This window comes from Pseudomonas sp. LAM2023, assembly GCF_016620375.1.
Classification (GTDB): Bacteria; Pseudomonadota; Gammaproteobacteria; order Pseudomonadales; family Pseudomonadaceae; genus Aquipseudomonas; species Aquipseudomonas anuradhapurensis.
Window position 1 is genome coordinate 472915 of the sequence record NZ_JAENHV010000015.1, and the last position, 16898, is coordinate 489812.

The 16898-nt window shown below is 64.4% G+C and carries 13 protein-coding genes; 3 read left to right on the forward strand and 10 right to left on the reverse strand.

Going from position 1 to position 16898, the window contains the following annotated elements; genetic code table 11:
- Window positions 1–277: 277 nt before the first annotated feature.
- The 7 genes from JKP78_RS07695 to pilM all read right to left on the reverse strand — a co-directional run bounded on the left by JKP78_RS07695 (window position 278) and on the right by pilM (window position 7259).
- Window positions 278–1906: an SPOR domain-containing protein gene (locus JKP78_RS07695; protein WP_186684246.1), complete on the reverse strand. Its 1629-nt coding sequence runs from the start codon at window positions 1904–1906 to the stop codon at window positions 278–280.
- 15 nt (window positions 1907–1921) lie between these two features.
- The gene (gene aroB / locus JKP78_RS07700; RefSeq protein WP_200626469.1) at window positions 1922–3019 is read right to left on the reverse strand and encodes a 3-dehydroquinate synthase; all 1098 of its coding nucleotides are present in this window, start codon (window positions 3017–3019) and stop codon (window positions 1922–1924) included.
- Between the two features lie 97 nt (window positions 3020–3116).
- Window positions 3117–3635, reverse strand: coding sequence for a shikimate kinase AroK (gene aroK, locus JKP78_RS07705; RefSeq protein ID WP_170033370.1), 519 nt, complete (start codon window positions 3633–3635; stop codon window positions 3117–3119).
- Window positions 3636–3639: 4 nt separating this feature from the next.
- Entirely contained in the window at window positions 3640–4908 is a 1269-nt protein-coding gene (locus JKP78_RS07710) for a type IV pilus secretin PilQ (protein WP_200626471.1), read from the reverse strand.
- Window positions 4832–5848: a pilus assembly protein PilP gene (locus JKP78_RS07715; protein ID WP_234454558.1), complete on the reverse strand. Its 1017-nt coding sequence runs from the start codon at window positions 5846–5848 to the stop codon at window positions 4832–4834. The genes JKP78_RS07710 and JKP78_RS07715 overlap by 77 nt, the downstream gene beginning before the upstream one ends.
- Complete coding sequence (locus JKP78_RS07720; protein ID WP_170033374.1) at window positions 5845–6381, reverse strand: PilN domain-containing protein; 537 nt, start codon at window positions 6379–6381, stop codon at window positions 5845–5847. The genes JKP78_RS07715 and JKP78_RS07720 overlap by 4 nt, the downstream gene beginning before the upstream one ends.
- Entirely contained in the window at window positions 6378–7259 is an 882-nt protein-coding gene (gene pilM, locus JKP78_RS07725) for a type IV pilus biogenesis protein PilM (RefSeq protein WP_186684243.1), read from the reverse strand. Before pilM ends, JKP78_RS07720 begins: the two co-directional genes overlap by 4 nt.
- A gap of 194 nt (window positions 7260–7453) precedes the next feature.
- On the opposite strand from pilM, the gene JKP78_RS07730 reads away from it, so the two are divergent.
- Window positions 7454–9904, forward strand: a complete 2451-nt coding sequence (locus JKP78_RS07730) for a penicillin-binding protein 1A (RefSeq protein ID WP_372241587.1) — start codon at window positions 7454–7456, stop codon at window positions 9902–9904.
- Window positions 9905–10081: 177 nt separating this feature from the next.
- Here JKP78_RS07730 and JKP78_RS07735 read toward each other — a convergent pair whose 3' ends face one another.
- The 3 genes from JKP78_RS07735 to rpmE all read right to left on the reverse strand — a co-directional run bounded on the left by JKP78_RS07735 (window position 10082) and on the right by rpmE (window position 12567).
- Window positions 10082–11350, reverse strand: a complete 1269-nt coding sequence (locus tag JKP78_RS07735; protein WP_119371725.1) for a malic enzyme-like NAD(P)-binding protein — start codon at window positions 11348–11350, stop codon at window positions 10082–10084.
- A gap of 177 nt (window positions 11351–11527) precedes the next feature.
- Window positions 11528–12349: a thermonuclease family protein gene (locus JKP78_RS07740; protein ID WP_186684241.1), complete on the reverse strand. Its 822-nt coding sequence runs from the start codon at window positions 12347–12349 to the stop codon at window positions 11528–11530.
- Between the two features lie 2 nt (window positions 12350–12351).
- Window positions 12352–12567 carry a 50S ribosomal protein L31 gene (rpmE, locus tag JKP78_RS07745; RefSeq protein ID WP_003257833.1) on the reverse strand — a complete coding sequence of 72 codons (216 nt, stop codon included), beginning with the start codon at window positions 12565–12567 and terminating at the stop codon, window positions 12352–12354.
- 167 nt (window positions 12568–12734) lie between these two features.
- Between rpmE and JKP78_RS07750 the strand changes: the two genes are divergently transcribed.
- Window positions 12735–14954 (forward strand): primosomal protein N', encoded by a 2220-nt coding sequence (locus JKP78_RS07750; protein ID WP_200626473.1) that lies wholly within the window; start codon window positions 12735–12737, stop codon window positions 14952–14954.
- A 206-nt stretch (window positions 14955–15160) separates the two neighbouring features.
- Window positions 15161–16897 carry an arginine--tRNA ligase gene (gene argS, locus JKP78_RS07755; RefSeq protein ID WP_186684236.1) on the forward strand — a complete coding sequence of 579 codons (1737 nt, stop codon included), beginning with the start codon at window positions 15161–15163 and terminating at the stop codon, window positions 16895–16897.
- Window position 16898: the final 1 nt, after the last annotated feature.

Here is a 16898-nt window from a genome sequence, read left to right on the forward strand (position 1 = left end):
GTGGCCATGGAAAACCATTGTTGCACAGCGACAGCGATGCTCACAAATTTTCATGTCTCACCATTGAAAATTTATGTCGCAATTTTGAATGTTTTTACGCCATGTGCCGTGATAGCGGCTTGGCTCGAGTCTGAAGCGTTTCAGCCGTGACTGCAAGGGAGGCTTTTGGCCGGCAGTCTGGGACAGAAAAGCCTGCCGCGCTCGGGCGCAGCAGGCTAGTCGAAGTTCTGTAATCGCTCAGCAACTGGGCAGCGGGGTGTTGCCGCCCGGAAGGTAATCAGCGAGCCGTGGCAAGCTCTTGTTGAACACTGCCGACGGTACGTGGCCAAGGTTTACCAGCCTGGACCTTCGCTGGCAAGTTCTTGATTGCCGCAACTGCAGCATCGCGGCTGGCGAAGTTGCCGTAGGTGACGACGTACAGCGGCTTGCCCTGGAGGTTTTTCTTGAAGTAGCGATAGTCGCCACCCTGGGCCTTGACGAAGGCCTGGGCCGACGCCTCGGAGCTGGTACCGAGGATCTGCACCACGTAGTTGCCCGGTTTTTGCCCGGTGTACCAGCCACTGTTGCCACTGCCACCAGTCACCGGCTTCTCGGCAGGCTTGGCGACCGGCTTGGCCACGGCGACCTGGGTCGGCGCCGGGGCAGGCTTGGCAGGCGCAACCGGCTTGGCAGGCTGGGTTGCAACAGGTTTAGGCGCAGGCGCAACCGGCTGCGACTGCACCGGCTGGGCAGGCGCAACGGCAACAGGCTGGGCAGGTACCGGGGCCGGACCTGCCTGCACGCCTTGTGGTGGCGCGATGGTGGTCACGGTAGGCGGCGGGTTGCCAGGCTGCAGCGCGGTATCACCAGCCGGGCTACCCTCTTCGCCCTCGCCCATGCCTGCGGCCTGGGCCAGCGGCTCGCGCATTACCGGCTGTGACTGGCCAACCAGTGGCAGCGGCATCGGCTGGGACGAGCCCGAGAACTCGATGGCCGGGTTGCCAGCGTTGCCCTGGCCTTCGCCCAGTGGCAACTGGGCCTGGGCGACGGGCGCTTCGGCAGGCGCCTTGTCACCTTTCTTGGGCATCAATACCGCGGCCGCAACGGCGACCACGACCACAGCGGACAGTGCGAGCACGTGTTTTTTAGGCATCTTGAACCCCATGGATGGTCGCTTGGCCGTCGAGCGGCTGGCGATCATGGCTTCGATCAAAGTGTCACGGGCGACCTGGTTGATGTTGCCAGGCCAACCGTCAGAGTTTTCATGGATATCGACGATCTGTTCGCGGGTGAACACCTCGATGCCCCGGCCAGCGCCTTCCAGGCGCTGCTCCAGGTACTCGCGGGTTTCTTCTTCGCTGTAGGGGGCGAGCTCGATGATGTGGAAGCGTTCTTCCTCGATATTCAGCTCATCCAGCCCGGCAATCAGCGAAGGCTCACCGAACAGGAACACATGCGGACGCCCTTCCGGCACGCCAGCGGCCAATTCCAGCAACGCTTGGAGTGCCGACTCGTCGAGTTGTTCCGCATCGTCCACCAGCAAATACACTTCCTGGCCGGTCAGTGCCAGCTGCACCACCTTGGCCAGGATCGCCTGCATTTCAGGCTGCGCCACGTCCAGGCTCTGTGCGACCTGGCCAAGTACGCTGGCGGCGTCACTGGCGCCCCGGGCAGAAACCACGACGCTCTGCACCGCCTGCTTGTTGGTGCTGGCCACCAGGGCCTGGCGCAGCAAGGTCTTGCCGCTGCCCAGCGGGCCGCTGACCACCAGCATCAATTGGCTGTAGCGCGCCAGGTGGTGCAACTGGCCAAGCACGGGCTTGCGCTGGGCCGGAAAGAACTTGAAGCCGGGCACGCGGGGTGCGAACGGATCGTGGCTCAACTGGTAATGGTCGAGAAAGGCCTCATCGGCATGCAAACTGGTCATTGCGCTGTCACAACCTCAAAGCTGGGCCACGATCGCGCGGTAATCCGCCGACAACGTGGCCTGTAGAATCTCTTTCGGATAGTCGTCGGTGACTACGGCCTCGCCCATCTGGCGCAGCAGCACCAGACGCAGACGACCGTCGAGCACCTTTTTGTCGACCGCCATGTGCTCCATGAAATGCGCCGGGGTCATTTCCTGTGGTGGCACCACCGGCAAGCCTGCGTCCTGCAACAGGCGGATTCCGCGATCGCGCTCAGCCTGGTTGATCCAGCCAAGGCGCATGGACATTTCCAGGGCCATCACCGTGCCCGCCGCCACGGCTTCGCCGTGCAGCCACACGCCATAGCCCATGTGGGTCTCGATGGCATGCCCGAAGGTATGCCCCAAATTCAGCGTGGCACGCACGCCCGACTCGCGTTCGTCGGCCCCCACCACCGCGGCCTTGGCCGCGCAGGAGCGGCGAATGGCTTCGGTCAGCGCTGCCGGGTCGAGGGCACGCAGCGCCTGCATATTGTCCTCGAGCCAGGCGAGGAACGGCTTGTCGCAGATCAGGCCGTACTTGATCACTTCGGCCAGGCCGGCGGACAGCTCGCGCGCCGGCAGGGTCTTCAGGGTGGTGGTATCGATCAGTACCGCATTGGGCTGGTAGAAGGCTCCGACCATGTTCTTGCCCAGCGGGTGATTGATACCGGTCTTGCCGCCTACCGAGGAGTCGACTTGGGACAACAGCGTGGTCGGCACCTGGATGAAGTCGACACCGCGCTGGTAGCAGGCGGCGGCGAACCCGGCCATGTCACCGATCACACCGCCACCCAGGGCAACCACGGTAGTGCGGCGATCGTGACGCGCCGCCAGCAAGCTGTCGAAGATCAGTTGCAGGGTTTCCCAGTTCTTGTGGGCTTCGCCATCGGGCAACACCACCGGCAGTACCGAATAGGCACCCAGGGTCTTGCTCAGGCGTTCGAGATACAGGGGCGCGACGGTTTCGTTGGAAACGATGGCTACCTGCCGCCCGGCGATATGCGGTGCCAGCAGCTCGGGCTGGTCCAGCAGGCCTTCGCCAATGTAGATCGGGTAGCTACGCTCGCCCAGGTCGACCTTTAGTGTCTGCATGTATCCCCACAATGTGCTTGGGCGCGGCGCCGTTGGGGCGGCCCACGCGGTAACGTTCAACCTCGCCTCGGCGCTGGTGGCCGAGAATAGTCCCGGGTTAACGGGGCGGCAACTGCTGCAAACGCTCGAGAATATCGATCACCACCATGCGTGGCGGCCGCTCGTCGGTTTCCACCACCAGGTCGGCGATTTCGCGGTACAGCGGGTCGCGCGTCTCCAGCAAGGAGCGCAAGGTTGCCTCGGGATTGGCCGTGCGCAGCAGGGGGCGATTGCGATCGCGCGCGGTGCGGCCAACCTGCTGTTCCACCGAAGCATGCAGGTAGATCACCCGGCCACCGCGGCGCAGCGCCTGGCGGTTGGCTTCGCGCATCACGGCGCCACCGCCGGTGGCCAGCACCACGCCGTCGAGTGCGCACAGCTCGGCGATCATCGCCTGTTCGCGGTCACGGAAACCCGGCTCGCCTTCCTTGTCGAAAATCCACGGGATGTTGGCGCCGCAGCGCAGTTCGATTTCCTTGTCGGAATCCTTGAACAGCAGGCGCAGCTCTTTGGCCAATAGGCGTCCGATGGTGCTTTTACCAGCACCCATGGGCCCCACAAGTATCAAATTTCGCACAGAATCAACGACTCACAGCAATCGCCTGGTCACTCATGATACGCGGAGTCAGGAAGACCAGCAGCTCGGATTTTTTCTCTTGTAATGCATCGCGTCGAAACAGCCGCCCAACATACGGCAGATCGCCGAAAAATGGCACCTTGTCGACCACATTGTTTTGCGAAGTCGAGTACACGCCACCGATCACGATCGTTTCGCCGTCCGTCACGCGCACCTTGGCATTGACCTCGTTCTTGCGAATCGGCGGTACGTCGTTCAAGGCATTGACGTAATCCGGCTCGTCCTTGGTCACCCTGACGGTCATGATCACCTTGTTGTCCGGGGTGATCTGCGGGGTCACCTCCAGCGACAGCGAGGCTTCGCGGAACGCTACCGAGGTGGCGCCGCTCTTGCTGGTTTCCTGGTATGGCACCTCGGTACCCTTGAGGATCCTGGCCGTTTCCTTGTCGGCGGTTACCACCTTGGGCTGCGAGATGATCTCGCCGTTGCCGCTCTTTTCCATGGCGCTGAGCTCAAGGTCGAGCAGCACGCCCCCACGCAACAGGCCCAGGCCGATGCTGCTGCCGGCACGCTCCAGGCCAAGGTCGACGAACAGGTCCTTGCCCGGCTGCGGGTCCTCCAGGTACAGCGGCCCACCCCAGCGCACCCCCAGGCTCTTCTGGTAATCGACGTTGGCCTCGACGATACGCGCCTCGATCACCACCTGACGCACCGGCACGTCCAGCTGCGCCACCAGTTGCCGCAACTCGGCAAGACGCTCGGCAGGCTGGTGCAGCACCAGTGTATTGGTGCGCTCATCGACACTCAGGCTGCCCCGCCCGGCAAGGATGCCGTCATCCGCCAGGCTTGCCATGAGCAACTCCGCCAGTTCGGCAGCCTTGGCATGGTGGATGGGCAGCAACTCCCGGCGCAGCGGTTGCAACTGCGCCTCCAGCGCCTGCTCCACACGGGTATCGAACGACTGCGTGGCCAGCTCGGTGGCAGGCGCCACCAGCAGCACATTGCCTTCCTGGCGCCGGGCCAGGCCCTTGCTGCGCAGTACCAGGTCAAGCGCCTGGTCCCACGGCACATCCTGCAAACGCAAGGTGACGTTGCCCTGTACGGCATCGCTGGCTACCAAGTTCACGCCGGCATAATCTGCCAGCACCTGCAACACGGCGCGCACCTCCACATCCTGGAAATTCAGCGACAGCGGTTCACCCTGATACGGCGTTGCCGACGCCAGTGGAATGGACAGCAGGGCTGCCAACACCAACTTCATCAATCGTTTCATCCTGGTCCGGGGCCTCCTTGCCCAGGCGGGTTGCGAGAGTCAGGAGCGCCGTGCGTTCGTGCCAGCTTCCTGCCATGAACACCCGCTCACGTATTTCGACCTGACGCTGGTCGATTTGCGTCACTACCCCCTGGTCACGCCCCAGCCGATCGCCCGGGCGCACCCGATAGAGCCTGCCAGCCACCCTCAGCAGTGCTTCGTGCGCAGCTCCGCGCGACAGGCTGCCGACCATTTCCACCTGCGCCAGCGGCACGCTGCCCAGCCCGGCGCTCGGTAGCTGCGACGCCCCGGAGGCAAACGGATCGATTGCCGGCACTACCGTCGCGGCCCTGGCCGGCATCTGCGCCAGCACAGCAGGTGCCGTTGTGGGCGCCAGCGCCTGATAGGTATCAAGCCGCAACTGCAGGCGCAGCAGGCCAGGCTGGCCATCGGCCGCCGCGAGCCGCAGAACACCGCGGCGCAACACGCGCGCTTGGCCGAACCAGTCGTCCAGCCACTGGCGCAAGGCTGCGTAGCGCCCCACCATCTGTAGCTCCAGCGGTACCTTGCGAAAGCCAGCCTGTTGTTCCTCCTCATGTACAACGACCCGCTCGATGAGCAAGCCGTGCGCATGACCCAACGCTGCCAGGCGCTCGAGCAGATCACTCATGCCCTCGCCAGCCGCCAGTTGCCAGTGCGCCTCCTGCAAACGCCGTTCGGCAACCGCCACGGAAGCCTGCAGCTGCTCCAGTTCGGCCAGGTGCGCGGCGCTGGCTGCTTGCTGTTCCGCCAGCTCGACGTGCCGGGCATCCTCCTGCGCCTGCTGTTGCAGCACTGCCGGCAGACGAATCGCGCAGCCAAGGCCAAATACCGCCACTGCCACCAGCCCTGGCGCCAGCAGCCGGAAGCGGCGGACGCGGCTGACCATCGCCAGCCAGGCCAGCACCTGCGCTGGCTTCATGACCAGAACGCCGAAACACGGGCGCTGAGCACAAACTCATCGCCGCCCGGCAAGCTTTCGATGCGCTTGAGCTCCAGCCCGAGCAATGCCCCCGAGCGGTCCAGGTCGCGCATGAATTGCGCGACCACGGCACCTGAGGTGGCCAACCCGGTCATTTGCAGGCGGCCGTTTTCAAGGCTGAGATCGAGCAACCGGATACCTTGCGGCAACGCCCCCTCAAGGTCCGCGAACACGCCGGCCAACACATCCTGGTGGGCACGCAGGCTCTCCAGCGTCATCGCCCGGGCGAGCAGGGTTTCATGCAGTTCACGCACATCGGCCAGCGGTTGCAGTTGCTCGCGTAGCGCTGCAAGGGCTGCCTGACGCAGGTCGTGGGCCAACGCTTGCTGCTGGCCGCGCTGACGGGCCAGCTGGTCGACCAGCATCACTGCACACAAGGCCAGCACTGCTCCAGCGACCAATTGTCGGCGCAGGCGCCGGAGCCCGGCCTGGCGCTGCCGTTCCCGCCAGGGCAGCAGGTTCAGGCGCATCATGACTGCACCCCACCGAGGGCCAGGGCGCAAGCCAGCAACATCGAGCCATCGACCTGCCCAAGGCCGGCCAAGCCAGGCAGAAGCCGGCAGGGCACGTGCAATCGGGCACTCAGGCTTTGCAGCCAGCCCGGGTCGATGGGTGAGCTGCTGGCAACCCACAGGCATGCCGGCCGCGGCCCATCGGCAAGCAGCGCCTGCAGGCACCCGGGCAACTGCTCCTTCATGCCCGCCTCAGCCACTTGCAGATCCCGACGTTGCTGCAGTCGCCCCGGCTGCCAGTCATAAAGCGTTGTGCCATGCACATCGATACGCAGCAGTGCCGCTCCCTCAAGGCTGCCCTGTGGCAACAGCCGGCACAGGGCAATGCTGTCGACCTCCACAGCCTCCAGCTGCAACCCGGCTTCCTCGACCATGGCGTCAAGGGGCGCCATCGCGCTTTGCCGGCACGCCGCCACCATCACTTCGACACAACCAGGCTGAGCGCGGGAGCCACCCATTACCTGAAAGTCCAGGGCCAGGTCTTCCAGCGGAAATGGAAACAGCCGCTCTGCGTCCGCCAGCAGCTGCGCCTCCATGTCCGCCTCGTCCTGGCCCTGCGGGAGCTGGCACAGCTTGCAAATCACCAGGTTGGCGGGCAATGCCAGCGCTACCCGGCGCTGCCCCAGGCCGCTGCGACGACAGGCGCGGCGCAAGGCAGCCACCACGGCTGCCGGCTCTGCCAGCCAATCCTGGCCGACCGGCGATTCGAACGGCTCCTGTGCCGAGACATGCACCCGGTAGCGCCGGTTGCGCCGTTGCAGTTGCACGATCCGAACGGTATCAGGGGCTATTTCCACCCCCACGAGTGAACCCGCATCCTTGCCGAAGCGTCCTAGCATGGTGGCTTCCTTGTCGTCTGTCGCAACGATCCGTCGCAACCCCGCGCCAACACCGGGCCGCGCCTGCGCATCGAGGCGACGGGCAGCCTGACCGGTAACCCGGAGAGGCTAAAAAATGCTTATAATGCCCAGCGTTTTTTGGTCCGCCGGACCTGCGTGCAATCCACTCCCAACCTGGACACCGAAAAGCCTTGATACGCCTGCTGAAGTTCTTCTGGTGGTCTTCCGTCGCAGTCATCTGCGCGCTCGTACTCGGTGTGAGCGGTGCGTTTCTGTATCTTAGCCCCAGCCTGCCCTCGGTCGAATCGCTCAGAAGCATCCAGTTGCAGATCCCCCTCAGGGTGTATAGCAGCGATGGCAAGTTGATTGCCGAGTTCGGCGAAATGCGCCGCTCGCCGATCCGCTTCGCGGAAATTCCCCCACAGTTCATCCAGGCGCTTCTGTCAGCCGAGGACGACAATTTCCTCAATCACTACGGTGTCGACCCCAGCAGCCTGATGCGCGCCGCGACCCAGTTGGTGAAAACCGGGCATATCCAGACCGGCGGCAGCACCATCACCATGCAGGTGGCGAAGAACTTCTTCCTCACCAGCGAGCGCAGCTTCTCGCGCAAGACCAACGAGATCCTGCTGGCCTTGCAGATCGAGCGAGAGCTGACCAAGGACGAGATCCTCGAGCTGTACGTGAACAAGATCTACCTGGGCAACCGTGCCTACGGCATCGACGCCGCTGCGCAGGTGTACTACGGCAAGTCGATCCGCGATGTGAGCCTGGCGCAGATGGCGATGATCGCCGGCCTGCCCAAGGCCCCGTCGCGCTTCAACCCGCTGGCCAACCCGGTGCGCGCCAAGGAGCGCCGCGACTGGATCCTCGGCCGCATGTACAAGCTCGGCAAGATTGACGAGGCCAGCTACCAGGCTGCCCTGGCCGAGCCGCTCAACGCCAGCTACCACGTGCCCGCGCCAGAAGTTAATGCACCCTATATCGCCGAAATGGCCCGCGCCGAAATGGTCGGCCGTTATGGCAGCGACGCCTACACCGAAGGCTTCCGCGTCACCACCACGGTGCCCAGCGACATGCAGGAAATGGCCAACAAGGCCATCCTCAACGGCCTGTCCGAATATGACGAGCGCCACGGCTACCGCGGGCCGGAAGCACGCTTCCCCGGCCGCACCCAGGCGGCCTGGCTGCAGGAACTGGGCAAACAGCGCATGCTGGGCGGCCTGGAGCCGGCCATCGTCACCCAGGTCGAGAAGGCCGGCCTCAAGGTGCTGACCCGTAGCGGCCAGGAAGAACTGGTGGCCTGGGATACCATGAAATGGGCCCGCCCGTTCATCAACAGCAACGCCCAGGGCCGTGCGCCGCAGTCACCGGCGGATGTCGCCCAGGTCGGCGACCTGGTACGCGTCCAGCGCCTGGAGGACGGCAAGCTCAAATTCAGCCAGGTGCCTGGCGCACAGAGCGCGCTGGTTACCCTCGACCCTTACAGCGGCGCCATCCGTGCGCTGGTTGGCGGCTTCTCGTTCGAGCAGAGCAACTACAACCGTGCCATGCAGGCCAAGCGCCAGCCGGGCTCGAGCTTCAAGCCGTTCATCTACAGTGCTGCCCTGGATAGCGGTTATACCGCTTCCAGCCTGGTCAACGATGCGCCGATCGTGTTCGTCGATGAGTACCTGGACAAGGTCTGGCGACCGAAGAACGACACCAACACCTTCCTCGGCCCCATCCGCATGCGCGAGGCCCTGTACAAGTCGCGCAACCTGGTGTCGATCCGCCTGCTGCAGGCCATGGGCGTGGACCGCACCATCGACTACATTGCCAAGTTCGGCTTCAACAAGCAGGACCTGCCGCGCAACCTGTCGCTGGCGCTGGGCACCGCTACGCTGACCCCGATGGAAATCGCCACTGGCTGGAGCACCTTTGCCAACGGCGGCTACAAGGTAACCCCGTACCTGATCGAGCGCATCGAGAGCCGCAGCGGCGAAACCCTGTTCACCGCCAACCCGCCGCGCGTACCGCAGGGTGCCGAGGACCATGCTGGCCTGGCAGCAGCCGAACAGCCGATCAGCACCGCCGCCATGCCGGGCGAGGCCCCACCTGCCTTCAGCCAGGTAGCCTCTGCACCGCAGGCGCCAGCCGTGGCCGAACAGATCATCGACGGGCGGACCACCTACATCCTCACCAGCATGCTGCAGGACGTGATCAAGCGTGGCACCGGCCGCCGGGCGCTGGCCCTGGGCCGCACCGACCTGGCCGGCAAGACCGGTACCACCAACGAGTCCAAGGACGCCTGGTTCTCCGGCTACAACGCCGACTACGTGACCACCGTGTGGGTCGGTTTCGACCAGCCTGAGACCCTTGGCCGCCGCGAGTATGGTGGCACCGTGGCGCTACCGATCTGGATGAGCTTCATGGGTGCGGCACTCAAGGACAAGCCTGAGCATGCGCCTGCCGAGCCGGAAGGCATCCTCAGCCTGCGCGTCGACCCGGTCAGCGGTCGCGCTGCCTCGCCCAGCACGCCAAACGCCTACTTCGAGCTGTTCAAGGCCGAGGATTCGCCGCCTTCGGTGGACGAACTGGGCACCGGAGCGGCGCCGGGCAGCCCGCTGCCGGCGGATGAAGCGGCGCCGATGGATCTGTTCTAAAGGCAGGTGCCTGTCTCAGGTTTTGAGTGGGCGCGTAAATCGAGCGCCGCCCGCGCGGCGCATCGCGAGCTACGGACATGTCGCGACGAACACCTTGCAGCCCTGACGCATTTCCATGGCACAACAAAAAGCCCCGGCTCATGCGAGCCGGGGCTTTTTTGTGTCGCTCAGCTGCAATCAGCCGTTGAACACATCATCCACGCTGGTCAGCGGGTAGTGCTTCGGATACGGCAGGGTCGCTACGCCGGATTCGATGGCAGCCTTGGCCACGGCGTCGGAAACGACGGTGATCAGGCGGGCGTCCAGCGGCTTCGGAATGATGTACTCGCGGCCGAACTCCAGGCCTTCGACGCCGTAGGCTTCGCAGACTTCCTTCGGCACTGGCAGCTTGGCCAGGTCCTTCAGGGCGATGGCGGCAGCGATCTTCATTTCTTCGTTGATGCGCTTGGCGCGGACGTCCAGGGCACCACGGAAGATGAACGGGAAGCCCAGTACGTTGTTGACCTGGTTCGGGTAGTCGGAGCGACCGGTAGCCATGATCACGTCGCTGCGGGTGGCGTGAGCCAGCTCTGGCGAGATTTCCGGGTCCGGGTTCGAGCAGGCGAACACGATCGGGTTGGCGGCCATCGACTTCAGGCCTTCGGCGCTCAGCAGGTTCGGGCCCGACAGGCCTACGAACACGTCGGCACCGTTGAGGGCGTCAGCCAGGGTGCGCTTGTCGGTCGCGTGGGCGAACTGCGCCTTGTACTGGTTCAGGTCGTCGCGGCCAGCGTGGATCACGCCGCTGCGGTCGATCATGTAGATGTTCTCGACCTTGGCGCCCATGCTCACCAGCAGCTTCATGCAGGAGATGGCGGCAGCGCCAGCACCCAGGCAGACGATCTTGGCGTCTTCCAGCTTCTTGCCGGCGATTTCCAAGGCGTTGATCATGCCGGCTGCGGTGACGATGGCGGTACCGTGCTGGTCATCGTGGAATACCGGGATGTCGCACTGTTCGATCAGGGTGCGCTCGATTTCAAAGCACTCAGGCGCCTTGATGTCTTCGAGGTTGATGCCACCGAAGGTGATCGAGATACGGCGAACGGTGTCGATGAACGCCTGCGGGCTCTCCGATTCCACTTCGATGTCGAACACGTCGATACCGGCGAAACGCTTGAACAGTACACCCTTGCCTTCCATGACCGGCTTGGAGGCCAGCGGGCCGAGGTCGCCCAGACCGAGGATGGCAGTACCATCGGAAATCACCGCAACCAGGTTGCCCTTGCCGGTGTATTTGTAAGCCAGCTCTGGATCACGGCCGATTTCACGCACCGGCTCTGCAACACCTGGGCTGTAGGCCAGGGCGAGGTCACGGGCGGTGGCAGTGGGCTTGGAAAGTTCGACGCTCAGTTTCCCCGGACGAGGTTGGGCGTGATATTCGAGAGCGGCGGTTTTCAGGTCTGACATGGTGGGCATTCCGCTGTTTACTGTTCTGACGGACCGCCGAGGATACGCAAAGAGCCGGGGAGCCACAAGACTGGCCGGTCACTTGTGTCAAGGCCTTTAGCCTACGACTTTACGCTATAACCCACGGGGCATACGGCTCACAGTGTGTACAATCCAATAGCGAAATGTCTACAACTTTTAGCCTGAAATACGTTCCAACATGCTTGGATCGGTCAATGGCAACACCCAGCGCCGCTGCCCTGGCTTGAGGCCGCCCTTGCGGGAACGATCCAGCACCCAGCCGCGCGCTTCGACCTGGCGTCCCTTGAGGTTATCGAAGAAGCTGGCGGGGAAGTTGCGTTGCAGACGAGCGGGAACCTGCAGCACCACGGCATCGTCCAGGTTCAGCCAAACTCCGCCACGGTTGCGCTGCACAGCCTGGATACGGCCAGCGACAACGGCGAAACCGGACTGCCGCAGCTCTTCGGCACGTAGCACTGGCGAGCGTCGCCACAAGCCGGCGCCAGCCTTGCGCGCCGCCTGCTCGGCCAGCTGGTGGCAAGCGCTAAGGCGCACATTAGGGGCAACCGCCACCCGATAGCCCAAACCCTCGCCGAGCAATTGTGCTTCCAGATTGTCGCCATTGCTGGCGTAGATATGCGCCAAGGTTCGGCCGTATTTGTCTTTGCTGTCGATGCCCGGCACCAAGCCGACACGCCCGTCACTGGCCTTGACCAATGCCTGCAGGCGTCGCTTGGCGGCCTCCGCATAGGGTTCGCTGCTACGCCCGTTACGGCCGATTTCCGGGGCATTGATGCCTATCAGCCGCACGCTGCGGCCATCGACCAGACGCAAGGTATCGCCATCTACCACCTGGCGCACCGCCACCTGCTGCGGCCTGTCCGGCAGCGGGCAGAACGCCTGGGCCGGCAGGTGCCAGATGAGGCCCATAAAAAAAGCGCCCACAAGGGGCGCCTTTTTTTGCAGCAATGCGAAACCCGAGGGGCTCGCCATGCGCATGATTACTTCTTGGTACCGAACATACCGAAGCGATCGGCGAACTTCTGTACGCGACCACCGGTGTCCAGGACTTTCTGCTTACCGGTGTAGAACGGGTGGCACAGGTTGCAAACGTCGATCGCCAGGGTGCTGCCCAGGGTCGAACGAGTTTCGAACTTGTTGCCGCAGCTGCAGGTGACTGCAACTACTTCGTAGTTCGGATGAATATCTGCTTTCATGGTCACTTCCTCGAGCTGCGTGCCGCCACCCAACACCAATTGTTGAATACCGCACGTAATTAGGCGGCGAATAATACCAGAGCGTCGCGCCAGTGCAAGTTGTCGCTTGCACCGACCGTCGTCTGCTAGGCTCGCCAGTTCTTGAAACGCCCTCCGAGACTTTCCGCGTGTCCGACGTCATCCTGCGCCTTGCCCTGCCCTCCCCGCTGCGTCGCCTGTTCGACTACAAGGCACCGGCGAGCATGGCGCGCCAGGCCCTGACCCCGGGCATGCGTATCCGCGTGCCGTTCGGCCGCCGCGAAATGATCGGCGTGCTGGTGGAGGTCTGCGAGCACAGCGAAGTGCCGGCAGACAAGCTGAAAGCGGCCAGCGCCCTGCTCGACCCGCTGTCCCCGATCCCGCCGTCGCTGTTCAAGCTGTGCCTGTGGACTGCCCAGTACTACCAGCACAGCCTGGGCGATACCCTGAGCTGGGCCCTGCCAACGCTGCTGCGTCAGGGCGAACCCGCCGAGATGCGCCAGGAGCGCTTCTGGCACGTCGCCCCCGGCGCCCGCCTGGAAGACCCGCGCATCGCCCGTGCCCCACGCCAGCGCGACGCGCTCAAGACCCTGGCCCAGCACCCGCATGGCGTGGCCCACAGCCTGTTGGCCAAACTCAACCTGAACAAGGACAGCCTCGACCTGTTGCTGGCCAAGGAGCTGGTGCAGATCGAGGTGCGCCGCCACCTGCCGGCGCTGCGCCACCAGCACTGGCTGGCACAACCCGAACTACCGCTCAACGACGAGCAACGCGAAGCCTTTGACGCCGTGCGCGAAGGCTTCGGCGGCTTCGCGGCGTTCCTGCTGGCTGGCGTGACCGGCAGCGGCAAGACCGAGGTCTACCTGCAACTGATCCGGGAAACCCTGGAAGCCGGCAAGCAGGCACTGGTGCTGATCCCGGAGATCAACCTCGGCCCGCAAACCCTGGCGCGTTTCGAACAACGCTTCAACGCCCGCATCGCCCTGCTGCATTCGGCGGTGAACGACCGCGAGCGCCTGGACGCCTGGCTGGCGGCACGCGACGGTGAAGCGGACATCATCATCGGTACCCGCTCGGCGTTGTTCACGCCGATGAAAAACCCCGGCCTGATCATCATCGACGAAGAACATGACGGCTCCTATAAACAGCAGGAAGGCCTGCGCTACCATGCCCGCGACCTGGCACTGGTGCGCGCCCACCAGGAGAACATCCCGATCCTGCTCGGCTCGGCCACGCCGTCGCTGGAAACCCTGCACAACGCCCTCAACGGCCGCTACCGCCTGTTGCGCATGAACCAGCGCGCCGGCGGTGCACGGCCACCGCGCATGCTACGCCTGGACGTGAAGAGCCTGCCGCTGGACAGTGGCATCAGCGGCCCGTTGCAGCAGGCCATCCGGCAGACACTGGAGGCCGGCCAGCAAGTGCTGGTGTTCCTCAACCGCCGCGGCTTCGCCCCGACCTTGCTGTGCCACGACTGCGGCTGGCTGTCGGAATGCCCGCGCTGCGACGCGCGCATGACCGTGCACCAGCGCTCCGGCGTGCTGCGCTGCCACCATTGCGGTTATGACGAACGCCTGCCGCAGCAGTGCCCACAATGCAACCACGTCGACCTGCGCCCGGTTGGCGCCGGCACCGAACGGGCCGAAGAGCGCCTGAAGGTGTTGTTCCCGGATTACCCGATCCTGCGCGTGGACCGCGACAGCACGGCGCGCAAGGACGCCATGCACAACCTGTTCAGCACCATCCAGCGTGGTCAGCCGAGCATCCTTGTTGGCACCCAGATGCTCGCCAAGGGCCATCACTTCCCGCGGGTGACCCTGGTCGCAATCCTCGACGCCGATGGTGGGCTGTTCTCCGGTGATTTCCGCGCCAGCGAGCGCATGGCACAACTGATCGTGCAGGTGGCCGGGCGTGCCGGGCGCGCCGAAGAGCCTGGCAAGGTGATCATCCAGACCCACCTGGCCGACCATCCCCTGCTGGTACAACTGACCGAACAGGGCTACTTCGCGTTTGCCGAACAAGCCTTGCAGGAGCGCCGCGCCGCAGGGTTGCCACCTTACTCGCACCTGGCACTGCTGCGCGCCGAAGCGCACCGCCCCGGGCAGGCCGAAGGCTTCCTTGACGAGGCCTGCGCCGCAGCCGAGCGCCTGGTAGCCGAGCAACGCCTGGCGGGCATCGAGCTGCTGGGGCCGGTGCCGGCGCCCATGGAACGGCGGGCCGGGCGCTTCCGCGCGCAACTGTTGATACAGGCCAATACCCGCGCGCCTTTGCATCGACTGATCAGTGCCTGGTTGCTAGTGTTGGAGCAGATGCCGAGCGGGCGCCAGGTGCGCTGGTCGCTGGATGTCGACCCGGTAGACCTTTACTGATACCGGGGCTGCCTTGCAGCCCATGGCGACACCAGGCCGCTCCTGCAGCGGGATCGCGTCCCCCTGTGGGAGAGCGGCCCTGTGTCGCGATGGGCCGCAAAGCGGACCCAAAGGTTGGCAACCCGCTCCCAGCCACGGATAATGTCCAGTTTTTCCACCTGCGCATCCAAGCGCTCCACCGCGCTTGCGGTCGAAAAGAGATCCCCATGAAAGACACCATTCGCCAGCTGATCCAGCAAGCCCTCACCCAACTCGTCACCGACGGTGTGCTGCCTGAAGGGCTGTCGCCGGCGATTCAGGTGGAAAACGCCCGGGACAAGACCCACGGCGACTTCGCCAGCAACATCGCCATGATGCTGGCCAAGCCGGCCGGCATGAAACCACGCGACCTGGCGGAAAAACTCATCGACGCCCTGCCCGTCAGCGCCGACATCAGCAAGGTCGAGATCGCCGGCCCCGGCTTCCTCAACTTCTTCCAGAACACCGCCGCCCTGGCCAACCGCCTGGATGCCGCATTGGCCGACGCCCACCTGGGCGCACGCAAGGCTGGCCCTGCGCAGAAGGTGGTGATCGACATGTCGGCCCCCAACCTGGCCAAGGAAATGCACGTCGGCCACCTGCGTTCGACCATCATCGGTGACAGCGTGGCGCGCGTGCTGGAATTCCTCGGCGACGAGGTGATCCGGCAGAACCACGTGGGCGACTGGGGTACCCAGTTCGGCATGCTGCTGGCCTACCTGGAAGAAAACCCGATCACCAGCGACGAGCTGTCCGACCTGGAAAACTTCTACCGCGCCGCCAAGAAGCGCTTCGACGAGTCCGAAGAGTTCGCTACCCGGGCGCGCGGCCTGGTGGTCAAGCTGCAGGCTGGCGACCCGGACTGCATGGCGTTGTGGACACGCTTCAAGGACATCTCGCTGTCGCATTGCCAGAAGACCTACGAGCTGCTCAACGTCAAGCTGACCATGGCCGACGTGATGGGCGAGAGCGCCTACAACGCCGACCTGGCCAACGTGGTAGCCGACCTCAAGGCCAAGGGCCTGCTGGTCGAAGACCAGGGCGCCCAGTGCGTATTCCTCGAGGAGTTCAAGAACAGCGAAGGCGAGCCGCTGCCAGTGATCGTGCAGAAGGCCGACGGCGGCTACCTGTACGCCACCACCGACCTGGCCGCCGTGCGCTACCGCAGCAACGTGCTCAAGGCTGACCGCGCCCTGTATTTCGTCGACCAGCGCCAGGCGCTGCACTTCAACCAGGTGTTCGAAGTCGCACGCCGCGCAGGCTTCGTCGGCCACCCGATGCAGATGGAACACATGGGCTTCGGCACCATGAACGGCGCCGACGGCCGCCCGTTCAAGACCCGTGACGGCGGCACCGTGAAGCTGATCGACCTGCTCACCGAGGCCAAGGAGCGCGCCTATGCCCTGGTCAAGGAAAAGAACCCGAGCCTGGCCGACGAAGAACTGCGCCGCATCGGCGAAGTGGTGGGCATCGGCGCGGTGAAGTACGCCGACCTGTCCAAGCACCGCACCAGCGACTACAGCTTCAACTTCGAGCTGATGCTCAACTTCGAAGGCAACACCGCGCCTTACCTGCTGTACGCCTACACCCGCGTGGCCGGCGTGTTCCGCAAGCTGGGCAAGGCCTTTGACCAGGTCGAAGGCAACATCGTGCTGCAGGCCCCGCACGAACAGGACCTGGCCGCGCGCCTGGCGCAGTTTGGCGAAATTCTCAACAACGTGGCCGACAAGGGCACGCCGCACGTACTGTGCAGCTACCTGTACGACCTGGCCGGGCTGTTCTCCAGCTTCTACGAGAACTGCCCGATCCTCGCCGCCGAAACTGCAGAACAGCAGCAGAGCCGTCTGCGTCTGGCGGCCCTGACTGGCCGCACCCTCAAGCAAGGTCTGGAACTGCTCGGCCTGGAAACCCTGGAGCGCATGTAAG